This is a genomic window from Paenibacillus herberti, assembly GCF_002233675.1.
GTDB classification, from domain to species: Bacteria; Bacillota; Bacilli; order Paenibacillales; family Paenibacillaceae; genus Paenibacillus_O; species Paenibacillus_O herberti.
This window is the reverse complement of record NZ_NMUQ01000002.1, coordinates 191,013-204,275: the sequence shown is the minus strand read 5'-3', so window position 1 is coordinate 204,275 and position 13,263 is coordinate 191,013. Positions and strand designations below refer to the sequence as shown.

Genomic DNA, 13,263 nt, shown 5'->3' with positions numbered 1-13,263 from the left:
CAAGAAACAAAAGCTACTTGAAAAGCCAAGAGAGCGGCTCTAGTGCCGGAAGCAAGTAGCAAAAGCTACTTGAAAGCCGCCGGAGCGGCTCCAGCGTCGAAAGCAAGAAGCAAAAGCTACTTGAAGCGAAACAACCTGTGGCCGCTCCGGCCCGTCGCCATTTAGATTGGAGGGATTCGTGTGAAGAGTCAGCTATACCGGCAGCCGGAAGTAGATGGATGGGTAAAAGCAGAAGGTAAGCGCCTCGTGAACGGGCGAGGGGAGGAACTGATCTTACGCGGAGTCGGGCTTGGCAGCTGGTTGCTGCCGGAGGGCTATATGTGGAAGCTACCGGCAGAAGGCGATCGTCCGCGGCGGATCGAGCGGATGGTGACGGAGCTGATCGGGGAACGGAATGCGGCTACGTTTTGGCAAACCTACTTTAACCGCTATACATCCGAGGCTGACATTCGTCAATTGTCTTTGGAGGGCTTCAATTCGGTTCGAGTGCCCTTCAACGCAAGGAAGCTGCTTGAAGGCGAGCTGAATGAAGAGGGTTATAACCCCGACCAGCTTGAACTGCTCGATCGGGTTATCGACTGGTGCCGGACTTGGGGAGTTTATGTCATCTTGGACATGCATGGTGCACCGGGCGGCCAAACGGGAGCAAACATCGACGACTCCGAAAACGATCAGCCGGAGCTATTCACTTCGGCAGAGCATCGTCAAGCAGCTATTGATCTGTGGCGCTATTTGGCTCAGCGTTACAGGGATGAATGGATCGTAGCGGGTTATGACTTGCTGAACGAGCCTTTGCCAGATTATCACGGTAAGTACAAGGATTGGTTGGAGCCTCTTTATCGTGACATGATCGCAACGATTCGTGAGGTTGACGAGCGGCATCTTATAATTCTGGAAGGTGCCCATTGGTCGACCGATTGGACGGTTTTTACTGAGAAGCTTGACGATAACGTGCTCTATCAATTTCATAAGTATTGGAACAATCCAGACACGGAGAGCATTCAAAAGTACTTGGATTTTCGCAATGCCTGGAATGTGCCCATCTTCATGGGCGAGGGCGGAGAGAATGATCTAGACTGGTACGCGGGGGCATTTCGACTTTTTGAGGATCATCGGATCAGCTGGAACTTTTGGACGTGGAAAAAAATAGACACTATCAACTCACCCTGCTCCATCCCGAAACCGGAAGGCTGGGAAAAACTTGGTAACTGGCTGGAAGGTGGAAATAAACCGGAGCCGGAGGAGGCATGCCGTATCCTTGGCCGCTATCTGGACGGTATGTTATTCGATGCATGCGATTACCGTTCGGAGGTAGTGAATGCGCTGCTGCGCCGCGCTCCGATGCGTATTCCAGCGATTCACTATGGTTATAAGGGCGAGGGAGAGAGCTTTGGATTCAAGGATTCGGAGCGAGATCAGATCACGTGGCAAAGTGATTATCGCCGAGGTGACGGCCTTGCAATCCGAAAGTTGGATGGTGAACCGATGCTACCTCGAACGGAGCCGGGCTGGCATCGTTGGGATGTCGGTGATGGGCTTTGCGTTGAGTTGCCGGAAGGCGGCTGGCTGGCGTATGAGTTTACAATCGCTGCGGAGGCCGTTGCTTCTGTTTTGGCTGAGACAGCGGCAACCTCCGTTGAGATAACGAAAGCCTCTATCGAGACAACGTCAGCAAAGCCCTCCGCTCCCACACCCTTTAGCTTGAAGCTACGGCTGATGGCGGCGGGTGAGGAAGCCAAGACCGGAGCGGCGCTGGAGTTGGAGCTGGACGGTGTTCCGTTGGGTCAATTGCCCGCAGATTCTACTTGGAGCAGCGCGGTGCTTTCGGATCCTCTTCCGCTTTTAGCGCCGGGCCTGCACCGGCTAGTCTTAACCGCCATAGGCGGAGCGTTGCTACTGGAGAGCGTGGAGCTTGATCGATCGTGATATTTAATTGGTTGCGTGTCTAAAGGATACGTACTATGATTAAACTAGAAAAAGGGCCGCAGATGTTACAGCATCTGTGACCCGGGCACATAGCCGCTTTATGGGCGGTGGGCTTAGACTGAGGTTTGTCCAAAGAATAGACCGTACCTTGTCACGGGTGGGCGGTCTATTTCTTTTTGTTGAAGGAAAGAATCAGCACGATCAACGTTGCGAAAGAAATCATCAACGTCAGCGTTTGATATACCTCCATGGCATCACCTCCCTTCCGGGAGATTAGCCTGACCGCCCAACAGCCATGTATGTACTTGAATCTAGTATAACAAACAAGACAATCATCCAATAGAGCTCGCGGGCAACCGTTGGGCTCTTTTTTTGTCTACTAAACGTATAACCAGCCTTCTCTTTCTCTCGATTTTTACTTACATAGCAGCGCTGCTCGACTGTGAATAGCGAAGCCGAATTACCCCGCTGGAAATCTTAAGGGGCTTTGGCTTTGTGCGGGAATGCGGTAAAATAGCGCCTGAGAGCGAAACAACCGGGAGGGAAAGCCGTGAATGAGGCGATTCTCGTCGTTGAGGACGAAGACAAGATTGGCAGGCTGCTGGAGATCGAGCTGGAATGCGAGGGATATCGCGTCGGCCGGGCGTCAAACGGAGCTCAGGCACTGGAGCTATACCGCTCCCAGGAATGGGACGCGGTTCTGCTCGACGTGATGCTGCCAGGCATGAGCGGCTTCGAGCTGCTTCGCCGCATCCGGCTTGCCGATTCAAGGACGCCGGTTCTGCTGCTGACGGCCAAAGACTCCGTGGAGGACAAGGTGGCAGGCCTTGACCAAGGAGCGAATGATTACATAACAAAGCCGTTCCAGATGGAGGAACTGCTCGCCCGAGTAAGAGCTGCGCTACGGCTGCGGCCTCCGGTCGGGGGCGGAGAGGGGACAGGCACAGACGAGCCGGGGGACTGGTTGTGTGCGGGCGAGCTGCGGCTAAGTCCCGGCACGCGCGAGGTGACTCGGGAAGGCCAGCCCATAGAGCTGACTCCCCGCGAGTTCGACCTGCTGGTTTATTTGCTGCGCAACAAGCGCCAGGTGCTGAGTCGGGACCAGATTGTGCAGGCTGTGTGGGGTTATGACTACGTGGGAGATACCAATGTGGTGGATGTATATATTCGATATGTGCGCAAAAAGGTGGACATGGGCTTTTCACAGGAGCTGATTCACACGGTTCGCGGCATCGGTTATGTGTTGAGGGAAAGCTCATGAGGCTGCGCAGCAAAATCCACCTCTACTCATCCGTGTTATTCGCCGCCGTCATCATTCTGATGAATTTATCCATTTACGCGTTGTTCTCGCGTATGTCGATGAACAGTGAGCTAGACCGAGCCGAGGCGGAGGCCGTCACGGCTGCCGCAGGCCTGAGACAAGCAGCGGACGCGGCTGCTGTGAAGGATTTGCTGCGCGCTTATGTGCCGCTCGACGGAATGCTCGGTGTCGTGGGCGTTAACGGAGCTGTAGAAGGCAGAGTCACCTCGGAAGGCGAGCAGGAGCTGAGCCGTTGGAAGTTAACCTATGCGGAACAGAGAGAGGCGCGGACGGTCCGTTTTGAGGGGCGAACTTTCAGCTATGCTTCAATTCCGGTCATCTGGAGTGCAGGTGAGGTTGCCAATGTGCAGGTGTTGCAAAGCCTGGAGCCAGCAGCGGATGATCTCCGCGTTCTGAGACGAGTGCTGATTGCGGTAACTATACTCGCATTGCTGCCGGTGTTCCTGTCATCTTGGCTGCTCGGCAGGCTGGTTATGCATCCGATTCAGGCGATGACCTCGACGATGAGAGAAATCCGGGGCAGCGGAAGCTTCAGGCGGCTAGAACAGCGTGACGGTGCACGGGATGAGCTGGCTGAGATGGGAGAGACGTTCAACAGCATGATGGATCAGTTGGAAAGCAACTACGACAAGCAGAAGAGCTTTGTATCCAATGCTTCCCATGAGTTGAAAACGCCGCTGACGGTCATTGAAAGTTATGCCAGTCTTCTTCTTCGGCGCGGCAAGGACAAGCCTGAGTTATTGGAAGAATCCATTCAGGCCATTCATTCCGAGTCGGTACGGATGAAAGAGATGACGGAGCAGCTGTTGCTGCTTGCCCGGCCCAAAGAACAGTGGCTGGTATCGCTCGGGCAGGTGGATCTGGGTGCAGCGGCGGAGGAATCGGCAAGGGCTTTTCGTAATGCTTACGGACGAGAAATCGCGGTCGATCTTCCAGAGCAGATGGAACAGTCGGTGCTGGCATGGACCGATGCGGGCAAGCTCAAGCAGCTGTTATTCATTCTTTTGGACAATGCGCGCAAATACAGTGAGGAACAGATTGTCATCACCGTCACTCGGAAAAGCGATGGAGGCGCGTTGCTGCGCGTCGTGGATCGCGGAATCGGCATTCCGAAGGAGCAGCTTCCTAAGGTGTTTGACCGCTTTTATCGGGTGGATGAGTCCAGAACTCGGGGTATCGGCGGAGCTGGCCTTGGATTGTCTCTGGGCAAGGAGCTGGCAGATGCGATCGGTGCGGAGCTGACTTTGGACAGTGTGGAGGGGCTGGGAACTACGGCAACGATCACTCTCTCAGCAAAATCTAATGGGGATCAAGTATCCTTCTCCCAAAGGGTCAAAAAGGAGGAGGGGGAGAGATGAGGTTGCGTAGGCACAGGCTTTCAGCCTTGCTGGGCTTGGCGGTCGCCCTCGTGGCGCTTGCTGTCTGGCTCCTTATAGAGAGGCCTTGGTCGAGCGAGTCTTCACTCACTGCAATGGAGGCGGAAAAAGTCGTCCTAGCAAATTATGACGGGGAGATTGAAGAGACCCGGCTCAGCGGGGATCGGTACACACTTATTTTGCTCAGCGGGCAAAATCGATACGAACTCGGCGTCAGTGCTCGGGACGGGGACATTATGTCCATTCAAAGCCTTGGCCTTATCGCAGGTGCAACTCCGACTCCTGGAACAGTAGGGCCAGGAAAAGTGTCTACAGGCACGCTGCAGCCAGGAGGCACGCCGAGTCCGGGACCGACAAATTTGCCTACGAGCTCACCAAGTACAGTGGACCCGAAGCCATCCTCCGGGACGGGGAGCATTCCTCCGCAGCCTACACCTACACCTTCCAAAACGCCAAAGCCCTCGCCGCCGCAGAAAACGGTTGCTCCTTCCAGCACGCCAAAGCCAAAGCCGAAGCCGGTCGGCATTACGGAAGAGCGTGCCGAGAAGCTGGCTGAGGCACATACCAAGAGCAAGTCACAGGGAGTCAAGCGTGGCAGTGACAACGATTATTTAGTTGAGGTTGAACTTGCCGATGGCAGAGAGGCTGAGGTGCAAGTGAACGCCGTTTCGGGCAAAATAATGTCGGTCACATGGGACGAAAAAAATAAAACGGCTGACGATGACAATAATGACGATGATGAAAAAGGCAGTGATGATAAGGACGATAAGGACGATAAGGACGACAAAGAAGAGGATTAAGCGGGTAGAAGATCATGGAAAATGATAGTCTTAGCCCTTTATCACCGATTTCTAATCTAACTCCAAGAGTCTTCTCATTCAAGGACGGTACATTGTAAGAGTACTGGATCCCAAGCGAAAACGATGAGGAGTGTTAACATGATTAGGAATATGATGAAAAGCAGGAAAAAATGGGCGGTGGCTTTCTCAGGTATCCTGATCGCAGGAGCTGTTGGCGGAACCGCAGCTTTCGCTGCGCAATCCGGTTCTATGATCGGTATGGACAAAGCGAGCGAGAAGGCATTGCAGCATGCAAAAGGCCAGGTAGAGGGCATCGAGCTGGAGCGCAGCAAGGGCAAAGCTTTTTACGAAGTCGATGTAATTGATGCTGCTGGCAGCGAGTATGAAGTTCATATTGATGCCTATAGTGGGGCATTCCTCGGCAAGTACGCCGGCGGTGATGACGAGCAAACAGCAGAAAAAGTCGTACCATTGAATAGCTCAACTGCGCCGAGCACGAATTCTCAGCCAAAGCAGAGCCAGCAGTCGAATGACACTTCCATAGTCACAGCATGGAAAGCTTCAGAAGCTTCAAAGGCTGAGTTCGCCTCAAAGGCTGAGTTCGCCTCAAAGGCTGAAGCGGCATGGAAGGCTGAAGTCGCCTCAAAGGCTGAAGCGGCATGGAAAGCATTGCAAGTCTCGAAGGCTGAGGCCGCATCGAAGGCTACCAATACGAAACCTAGCAATACGGGGGCAGCTGTGACGAAGGAGCAAGCGGTTGCGATCGCACAAAAGGCGGTTTCTGGCAAGCTAATTGACGTGGATCGCGATCGTGATGACGGCAGACTGGTTTACGAAGTAAAGCTGCTCACTGACAAAGGGATCGTCGAGCTTGAAGTTGATGCAGCAACGGGCAAGATCACTGGTATGGATAGGGACGACGATCGCGATCACGATGATCGTGATGATCATGATGACGATAATGATCATGACAACGATGACGATGATCATGACGATAAGGATGAGTCGGATGATGACGATTCCGATGAAGATGACCGCTAATTAAGGTAACAATGGCTCAGTGAGCTTCAGCAGGGATTAACATAGATAGGGGAGCTTTTGGCCTTCGGGTCAGAAGCTCCCTTTTGGCGCATGGAGCGATTAAAATGGTAAGCTTAGAGCAAACAAACAGGCCGTCCCAATGGTCTGTGAAGACCTCAGGGACAGCCCGTTTTTATGATGGGAATGAACGAATGCCAATCGTAGATGGGTGAAGTAGTTATCATTCAGCGTACTTACCAGCTAGCTTGAATAGCTGCTGTACTTTTTCTTATAATAACCGTGGCCGCGCTGGGGACGACTATTTCTATGGTGGTGATCACTGCTGCTGTAATGTCGTCTGCTGCTGTGGCTTTTACTTCCCGTAAGAGAAGATAGTAAACGTTTGAGTAGATGTTTTAGCATATTCTTAACCTCCTGAATAAGTAGAATAAACCTTCAAGCAACTGCTCAAGCTTTTTGAAACAGGACGGGTATCGAAAGCGTACGCTCTCGTATTGTACTACTACGAATGAAGACGGCTAAAAGTTTCTTAAAAGTTGTAAAAAGGAAGCAGCAGAAGCTGCTGGAGGTAAAAGTATATGTGGACTGTAGTCGCGACCAAATGTAAGGAAATGATTAATAATTGGCGGGATTTTCCTCTTGCGAGCGGCAGTGTTTGGATGGGGCGTTATCGGATCGAACATTTTATCGGCAGGGGTAGCTACGGACAAGCTTACGCATGTATAGATATGACAACGGGAAATCAGGTTTTACTCAAACGCAGCATGCCAAGCAAGAAGGAAATCGGTATTTTGCTGCTGGAGAGAGAAAGTAGGATTTTGCAAAAATTGAACCATCCCCAAATTCCTAAGTGGTTGAGATATGAGAAGCAAGGCCGTCATGAGGCGCTTGTCATGGAGCTTATCGATGGAGAAAACTTGGAGCATAGGCTAATAGAGCAAAACCAGGTGTATTCTCTAAAGCAAGCCTTAGATGTTTTGAAAGAGCTGCTGCAGCCGCTTGCTTATTTGCATGGGGCTGGATTCGTGCATCGGGATGTTCGCATACCGAATGTGCTGGACAAAGAAGGCCGCTTGTATCTAATTGATTACGGTCTATCCTGTCGTATTGGGGAACAGCTCCCCGAGGAGCTGCGGCTCGCTTTGAAGGAGGCGGACCCACTTGAAGCCAGCAGCGGTTCAGAGAGCAGTTGGTCCGTTGCGAAGCGTCGAATGAGACGGCCTGAAGCGGGGAGCGATTTGTACGGACTTGGGCATTTTTTTCTATTCATGATGTATGCAGGTTATGAATATCGTGAAGGGCAGGAGGAGCTTAGCTGGGAAGAGGAGCTGGAACTTCCGCAGAATGTAAATAGATTCGTAAGCAGACTGCTGCAGAAAACCGGGCCGGCATGGACCTCTGCTGAACATTGCAGCCAGGAGCTGGAGCAACTTATGGCTTCTCTTCCGGACTGATTAAATGCCGTCATGGGACTCCTATCCTAATATTAAAGGGACAAATTAGAAATAACCAAACGCGTGTTAGAGGCTTTCTCTGCTTTAATCGGGCCTGTTGTTTTAATATTATTAATATCGGGTGTTCTAAAAGTAGGCCAAGCGGAGTTATATGGCGTAAATGAAACTTCTATCCCTGGGGAGCTGTAGACAATAACGCCTGCGGTAACTGTAAAAACTTCAATTTTAAGCTCAAAGCGGTTACTTCCGCCTGACGGAAGGTTTGCAGATGGGTACGGTTGTTCAAAATCTCCATAAATAAACGTTCTTGTTAATGGGATGTTGCTCGAATTATCAATATCAAAGCCTATTGAGGCGAGCACTGAAATGTTGCCGTCAGAAGCTTCGGAGGGGCCGGGGAAGATGCGGACAACAATAAGGAGCAAAATAAATAATACGAGAATGACTCCTAGGTTTAATCCATTGAAATGACTGATTTTAACTTGTTCAAATTCCATTCTATGTCCTCCCGCGCTCGTTATATCAAGTATAGTCTATGAGAGAAATCATAGAACGGTGCGGGCTCAATAAGGATAAAGAAGCCGTCTCCGGTCATCTAACGATGATTTACGGGACGGCTCTTTTAAAAAAAGAGTATTTAGTAGGTTTTAACTGCGCCCATACATTTCGTCGATCGATTTGCGGATGTCTTCATCCGACTTGCCTTCCACCTTCATAGAGATGGACTCCGCGGCAATTTGCAGGCAGACTCCGCAACGGGTCGCATGGTCGTCCCACAGGATGGTGCCTTCCTTGCGCACTTCTTTGATGAAGCAGTTCAGGTTGCTCTTATGGCCGACGTTCTTCATACAGCCGCAGTAGCAGGGCATTTGGGAGAGCAGATCCGTTGCCTTCGCGGTAGCTGTGTAAATGATGCGAACCTGCTCGGGCTGATTATCCAGGAACTTAGGCAGTTCGGAAGCAGAAGCGGTCTCCTCTTGAATATCCGTGGTGGCATGGTCTCCATGCCCGTCTTGTGCGCCGCTCTCGGCATGGTTCATAGCATCATCGTTGGAAGGCGCGGAGCCGCCTCCGCCACATGCCGTCATCAGCAATATGAGGCTTAAGGAAACAATCGGCAACAGGCGACGAAGTGCCTTGCGCGGGAAAGAAATCGGGTTGCTCATGAGTGGGAAGCCTCCTTGGCTGGACAAGCAAATTCATTTTTTACTATACCATAAATTGCAATTCTCGCTTGAAAAAAGATGTTGACCCTCACGTTGCGTGAGGCCTTATCTTGAAACAGAAGGAGGAGGCGCGAAGATATGCTCAAGGTGAAGGAAGTGGCCCAATTGGCCGGCATCAGCGTCCGGACGCTGCATCATTATGACGAGATCGGCTTGCTTCATCCGGAGGAAGCTACCGAATCTGGCTATCGGCTCTACTCGGCCAAAGATCTGGCAGCCTTGCAGCAGATTTTGTTTTTCCGCGAACTCGGATTCCCTTTGAAACAGATCAAGTCCATCCTGCAAGATCCCGCCTACCGCGAGGCCGAAGCGTTGCGGCTGCACCGGGAGATGCTGCTTGAAAAGCGGCGTCGGCTGGACGTTTTGATTAACAACGTCGAAAAGACGATTCAGCATGCCGAAGGAGAGATGGAAATGAGCGATACAGAACGTTTTGAGGGTTTTGACTCCAGCAGCAATCCGTATGAGCAGGAGGCAAGGGAGCGCTGGGGAGACAAGGCGGTAGATGGGGCAAATGAGGGGGCAAAAGGTATGACCGAGCAGGACCAGGAAGCGTTCAACGAGCTGTACCGCAGGCTCGCTGCTGTCCGGCATTTGCAGCCGGAGTCGAGTGAAGCCCAGGCAGCAATCGGGGAGTGGTACCGCTGCTTGGGTCAATTTGGCGAGTATACGCCGGAAATGTTCCGCGGGCTCGGCCAAATGTACGTTGATGACGAGCGCTTCACCCGCAACATCGACAAGTTTGGTGAAGGGCTGGCCGTATTCATGCGTGATGCAATGAGCGTATATGCGGATAGGGCTGTGAAGGGCTAGGTTGAAGGAGTGCGGCTCGAAGTAAGCGAATTAATTAGAGGGTTGCCAACGATACGAACCGAAGGGGAGAAGTGGCTTGAATAAGTTTCCTTTTGAAACGAGAACAGTTCATTCTTTAGTTAAAGTGTTTGCTGATGAGCCGTTGAATGCGGAGCCGTTCCAGCAAGCTTCGGCGCTGCTAAACGAGACGTATTCATTTCAGCTTGCCTACCGTTCGGACCGTCAAGTTAAACATGTCCGGGCCGAAGCAAAGAGCGCGCTGCCGGGTTTGATGACGATCCGAGAAGTCGGTCTCGTGCCTGCAGATTTTCCAATTTACGCCGATCATGACGGCTTTCTGCTCCGCGACACCCCTGGCCTATATCCCGACCCTCTATATCCGATAAACGGCGGACTCGTCTGCCTGCCAAACCAATGGCGCGCGCTCTGGGTGACGGTGGAGCCGGACTCCGGCGCCGTTCCGGGCAGCTACGACATCGCTCTGTCGCTGGAATCGGAGGAGGGTGAAACGCTTGGTGCGGCGACCTTCGAGCTGGAGCTGCTGCCTGCATCGCTTCCGCCACAGAGCCTCATCCATACGGAATGGTTCCACACTGACTGTATCGCGACGCATTACAATGTCGACGTATGGAGCGAAGAGCATTGGCGACTCGTGGAGAAGTTCGTTCGCACCGCCGTAAACAGCGGCATCAACATGCTGCTGACTCCGCTATTCACGCCGCCCCTGGATACCCGGATCGGTGGAGAACGCCCGACTGTACAGCTCATTGATGTAGAAAAAAGCGGAAGCGGTTACAGCTTTGGCTTTGAGCGGCTGCAGCGCTGGGTGAACATGGCGAGAGCTGCGGGCGTGGAGTATTTTGAGATGAGCCATCTGTTTACGCAGTGGGGAGCCAAACATGCGCCTAAAGTTGTCGGAACCGTCAACGGCAGCGAAGAGAAGCTGTTTGGCTGGGAAACGGATGCAGCGGGAGACGAATATGGTTCCTTTTTGGAGCAGTTCCTGCCCGAGCTGGTCCGGTTTATTGAAAGAAATGGCCTGAAGGACAGCGTTTATTTCCATGTATCCGACGAGCCGACCATGCATTCCATCGATTCATATCGCTCGGCCAGCGAATTGCTCCAGCGGCATATTAAGGGCTTTAAAGTGTTCGACGCACTCTCGGAATACGAGTTCTATGAACAGGGCCTTGTGCCGATTCCGGTTCCGGCCAACAATCACATCGAGCCGTTCCTCGAACACGGCGTTGAGAATCTGTGGACTTATTACTGTTGCGTTCAGTATAAAGGCGTAGCCAACCGATTTTTTGCGTTTCCGTCCGTTCGCAGCCGGATTCTTGGTATGCAGCTGTATAAGTACAACATCGTGGGTTTTCTCCAGTGGGGGTATAACTTCTGGTACACGCAGTATTCCACTAAGGCGATTGACCCTTTCCGCGTCACGGATGCGGAAGGAAGCTTCCCTGCGGGTGACGCATTCATCGTTTATCCCGGCCCGGACGGACCATTGGAATCGCTTCGACTGCAGGTTATGCGCGAAGCACTGCAGGACCTGCGGGCGCTGCAAGGGCTGGAGCAGCATATCGGCCGCGCTGCCGTAATGGAGCTGCTGGAGGAGGGGCTGGACAGTCCGCTGACGTTCAGTTCTTATCCTCAGGAGGCGGATTGGCTGCTTCGCAAGCGGGAACAGATTAACCATAAGTTGACAGAAGTATCCGTGCTCACAACTTAGGGCCAAAGTATTTCCAGTTCTGCAATGATAGGCAGAGCATTCTATCGGAATGGCAGGGGAGAAAGCCTGTCCTAAGTAGGTGCAAATAAGCGAATCCCCCTCGGTCAGAAACTACCGGCGAGGGGGATTTTGCGTATCACTGTTTAAATCGGGCTCTGTTACAAGGCTAGTAGTGTGTCCTCTCTTTCCCTAGTTTCATAAATTAGAGATAAGTAGTTTCTCTAAATCGGGTGAAGGAGAGTTTAAGATGATTTATGAAAAAACAGAAAACATAAATTCTGGCAAACACAGAGTGGGACTTGTTCTTGTTTTGTTTATTTTGCTTGTTATAGTGACTGGATTGTTGGAAGCTAGTCGATTCGATGGTCCGGTGCTGCCGCAGGGACTAACTCAAGGATTCGATATCGTCAATCAGAGCAGCTTCATCCTGTCGCTCAGTCCGTTAACAGAAAGAGAGAATTTGGGTGCTCCTACGGATCCTCTTGTTCCCGGCGCAACGCATCATTTTGAACTCAATATTACGCCTTTTTCCACAACGCAAGCCCAAGTCGTATATTCCGGATTAAATAAAACTGTGGTATTGTTCACTCTCGTTAATCAATTCGATTGGTTAGCGCCGTATAAATGGTATAACCCATATATTAAAGATATTAGGGCTAGCGGTCTCGTTTGGGCAAGAGAGATTAGAAGGGATCTGCTTCATATTTTAGATGCCTAATTTTTGTTCACTTTCACATAGGTAAAATCAAGGAAATGAGGTGCTGAGGGTATTCCTACGCCTTGCGTCGATTCCGTCCGATGGGACGAGAAACGTTCCGGCCATAGCCACGCAAGCGAGGCCAGCCGCGTAGCCGGCCAAAATGTCAGTGGCGTAATGCACGCCGAAGTATAACCTGGCAAAGCCGGTGGCTGCAATAAAGAGCGTGCAGACAAACGCTGTCGTCAGCCGTACCGCCCAGGTTCGGGCGCAGTTCCAGATGATCACCGCCAGCATGCCATACAGCGCCATGGCGGTCATGGCGTGACCGCTCGGAAAGCTATAGCCGACGACGTCAAGCCAGCCTTCATGCGCCGGGCGTTCGCGCGCGAACAGCAGCTTAAGCCCATAGTTCAGCAGCAGCGCGGCGGCGACCGTTCCGACGATTGTGAATGCTTCCCTGCGCAGCCGCAGTAGCCAGAATATGGCGGCAGCCGCCAGCGTTACGGCAGCGGCTCCGACTGTTGAAGCTAGAATATTGAACGGCTGCAGCAGCCAACTCGGCTGATTGCCCGTTTTTAGGCTCCATGATTCACGGACGATTTCGTCCAGAGATGTCGTTCCATTTTGCGGTACCCACCAAACAATGCCCAGAAAGAGCAGGGTGGCCGCAGCCGCTATGGTCCATGCTTTCATTAAAACTTCCAGCCTTTCCTATGCGAATCGTAATAATTATGGCATTATACCATTAACGGAGTCAGCATAATCAAATTGGCAAGTGTCTGCAGCAACGAAATTCATAATAAAACCGATGCTGCAAGCGTTCAAAGTAATGAGAATACAGGGCAATGAGGAGAACAAGATTTTAACTTCGGAG

Annotated in this window: 14 protein-coding genes; 10 read left to right on the top strand and 4 right to left on the bottom strand. The window is 51.9% G+C overall.

Going from position 1 to position 13,263, the window contains the following annotated elements:
• Window positions 1-42 precede the first annotated feature (42 nt).
• Window positions 43-165: a hypothetical protein gene (locus CGZ75_RS26185; protein ID WP_281255112.1), complete on the top strand. Its 123-nt coding sequence runs from the start codon at window positions 43-45 to the stop codon at window positions 163-165.
• A gap of 15 nt (window positions 166-180) precedes the next feature.
• Window positions 181-1,926, top strand: a complete 1,746-nt coding sequence (locus tag CGZ75_RS13490; RefSeq protein WP_089524836.1) for a glycoside hydrolase family 5 protein — start codon at window positions 181-183, stop codon at window positions 1,924-1,926.
• A 166-nt stretch (window positions 1,927-2,092) separates the two neighbouring features.
• Here the strand turns inward: CGZ75_RS13490 and CGZ75_RS26490 are convergent, their stop codons facing one another.
• Window positions 2,093-2,176: a putative holin-like toxin gene (locus CGZ75_RS26490; protein WP_425436515.1), complete on the bottom strand. Its 84-nt coding sequence runs from the start codon at window positions 2,174-2,176 to the stop codon at window positions 2,093-2,095.
• Window positions 2,177-2,476: 300 nt separating this feature from the next.
• Here CGZ75_RS26490 and CGZ75_RS13485 point away from each other — a divergent pair, with 300 nt between their 5' ends.
• The 5 genes from CGZ75_RS13485 to CGZ75_RS13465 all read left to right on the top strand — a co-directional run bounded on the left by CGZ75_RS13485 (window position 2,477) and on the right by CGZ75_RS13465 (window position 7,918).
• Window positions 2,477-3,187, top strand: a complete 711-nt coding sequence (locus CGZ75_RS13485) for a response regulator transcription factor (RefSeq protein WP_089524835.1) — start codon at window positions 2,477-2,479, stop codon at window positions 3,185-3,187.
• On the top strand, window positions 3,184-4,605 hold the full coding sequence (locus tag CGZ75_RS13480; RefSeq protein ID WP_089524834.1) for a sensor histidine kinase: 1,422 nt from the start codon (window positions 3,184-3,186) through the stop codon (window positions 4,603-4,605). The genes CGZ75_RS13485 and CGZ75_RS13480 overlap by 4 nt, the downstream gene beginning before the upstream one ends.
• Window positions 4,602-5,423 carry a PepSY domain-containing protein gene (locus tag CGZ75_RS13475; protein ID WP_089524833.1) on the top strand — a complete coding sequence of 274 codons (822 nt, stop codon included), beginning with the start codon at window positions 4,602-4,604 and terminating at the stop codon, window positions 5,421-5,423. The genes CGZ75_RS13480 and CGZ75_RS13475 overlap by 4 nt, the downstream gene beginning before the upstream one ends.
• A 138-nt stretch (window positions 5,424-5,561) precedes the next feature.
• A complete protein-coding gene (locus CGZ75_RS13470; RefSeq protein WP_176444834.1) occupies window positions 5,562-6,464 on the top strand; it encodes a PepSY domain-containing protein in 903 nt (300 codons plus the stop codon).
• A 578-nt stretch (window positions 6,465-7,042) separates the two neighbouring features.
• Window positions 7,043-7,918 (top strand): serine/threonine protein kinase, encoded by an 876-nt coding sequence (locus CGZ75_RS13465; RefSeq protein WP_089524831.1) that lies wholly within the window; start codon window positions 7,043-7,045, stop codon window positions 7,916-7,918.
• 32 nt (window positions 7,919-7,950) lie between these two features.
• On the opposite strand, the gene CGZ75_RS13460 is transcribed toward CGZ75_RS13465, so the two are convergent.
• Window positions 7,951-8,415, bottom strand: coding sequence for a hypothetical protein (locus CGZ75_RS13460; protein ID WP_089524830.1), 465 nt, complete (start codon window positions 8,413-8,415; stop codon window positions 7,951-7,953).
• 150 nt (window positions 8,416-8,565) lie between these two features.
• A complete protein-coding gene (locus CGZ75_RS13455) occupies window positions 8,566-9,084 on the bottom strand; it encodes a PCYCGC motif-containing (lipo)protein (RefSeq protein WP_089524829.1) in 519 nt (172 codons plus the stop codon).
• Between the two features lie 138 nt (window positions 9,085-9,222).
• Here CGZ75_RS13455 and CGZ75_RS13450 point away from each other — a divergent pair, with 138 nt between their 5' ends.
• From CGZ75_RS13450 to CGZ75_RS13440, 3 genes are all read left to right on the top strand, one after another.
• Window positions 9,223-9,957, top strand: a complete 735-nt coding sequence (locus CGZ75_RS13450) for a MerR family transcriptional regulator (RefSeq protein WP_089524828.1) — start codon at window positions 9,223-9,225, stop codon at window positions 9,955-9,957.
• A gap of 76 nt (window positions 9,958-10,033) precedes the next feature.
• Window positions 10,034-11,689, top strand: coding sequence for a DUF4091 domain-containing protein (locus CGZ75_RS13445; protein ID WP_089524827.1), 1,656 nt, complete (start codon window positions 10,034-10,036; stop codon window positions 11,687-11,689).
• Window positions 11,690-11,936: 247 nt separating this feature from the next.
• On the top strand, window positions 11,937-12,407 hold the full coding sequence (locus tag CGZ75_RS13440) for a hypothetical protein (RefSeq protein WP_089524826.1): 471 nt from the start codon (window positions 11,937-11,939) through the stop codon (window positions 12,405-12,407).
• 27 nt (window positions 12,408-12,434) lie between these two features.
• On the opposite strand, the gene CGZ75_RS13435 is transcribed toward CGZ75_RS13440, so the two are convergent.
• Window positions 12,435-13,082, bottom strand: coding sequence for a phosphatase PAP2 family protein (locus CGZ75_RS13435; protein WP_089524825.1), 648 nt, complete (start codon window positions 13,080-13,082; stop codon window positions 12,435-12,437).
• Window positions 13,083-13,263: the final 181 nt, after the last annotated feature.

Bases quoted from the DNA above. Each gene is read 5' to 3' on its own strand.
- CGZ75_RS26490 (WP_425436515.1), bottom strand. From the start codon at position 2,176: ATGGAGGTATATCAAACGCTGACGTTGATGATTTCTTTCGCAACGTTG.
- CGZ75_RS13480 (WP_089524834.1), top strand. From the start codon at position 3,184: ATGAGGCTGCGCAGCAAAATCCACCTCTACTCATCCGTGTTATTCGCC.
- CGZ75_RS13475 (WP_089524833.1), top strand. From the start codon at position 4,602: ATGAGGTTGCGTAGGCACAGGCTTTCAGCCTTGCTGGGCTTGGCGGTC.
- CGZ75_RS13470 (WP_176444834.1), top strand. From the start codon at position 5,562: ATGATTAGGAATATGATGAAAAGCAGGAAAAAATGGGCGGTGGCTTTC.
- CGZ75_RS13465 (WP_089524831.1), top strand. From the start codon at position 7,043: ATGTGGACTGTAGTCGCGACCAAATGTAAGGAAATGATTAATAATTGG.
- CGZ75_RS13460 (WP_089524830.1), bottom strand. From the start codon at position 8,415: ATGGAATTTGAACAAGTTAAAATCAGTCATTTCAATGGATTAAACCTA.
- CGZ75_RS13455 (WP_089524829.1), bottom strand. From the start codon at position 9,084: ATGAGCAACCCGATTTCTTTCCCGCGCAAGGCACTTCGTCGCCTGTTG.
- CGZ75_RS13450 (WP_089524828.1), top strand. From the start codon at position 9,223: ATGCTCAAGGTGAAGGAAGTGGCCCAATTGGCCGGCATCAGCGTCCGG.
- CGZ75_RS13440 (WP_089524826.1), top strand. From the start codon at position 11,937: ATGATTTATGAAAAAACAGAAAACATAAATTCTGGCAAACACAGAGTG.
- CGZ75_RS13435 (WP_089524825.1), bottom strand. From the start codon at position 13,082: ATGAAAGCATGGACCATAGCGGCTGCGGCCACCCTGCTCTTTCTGGGC.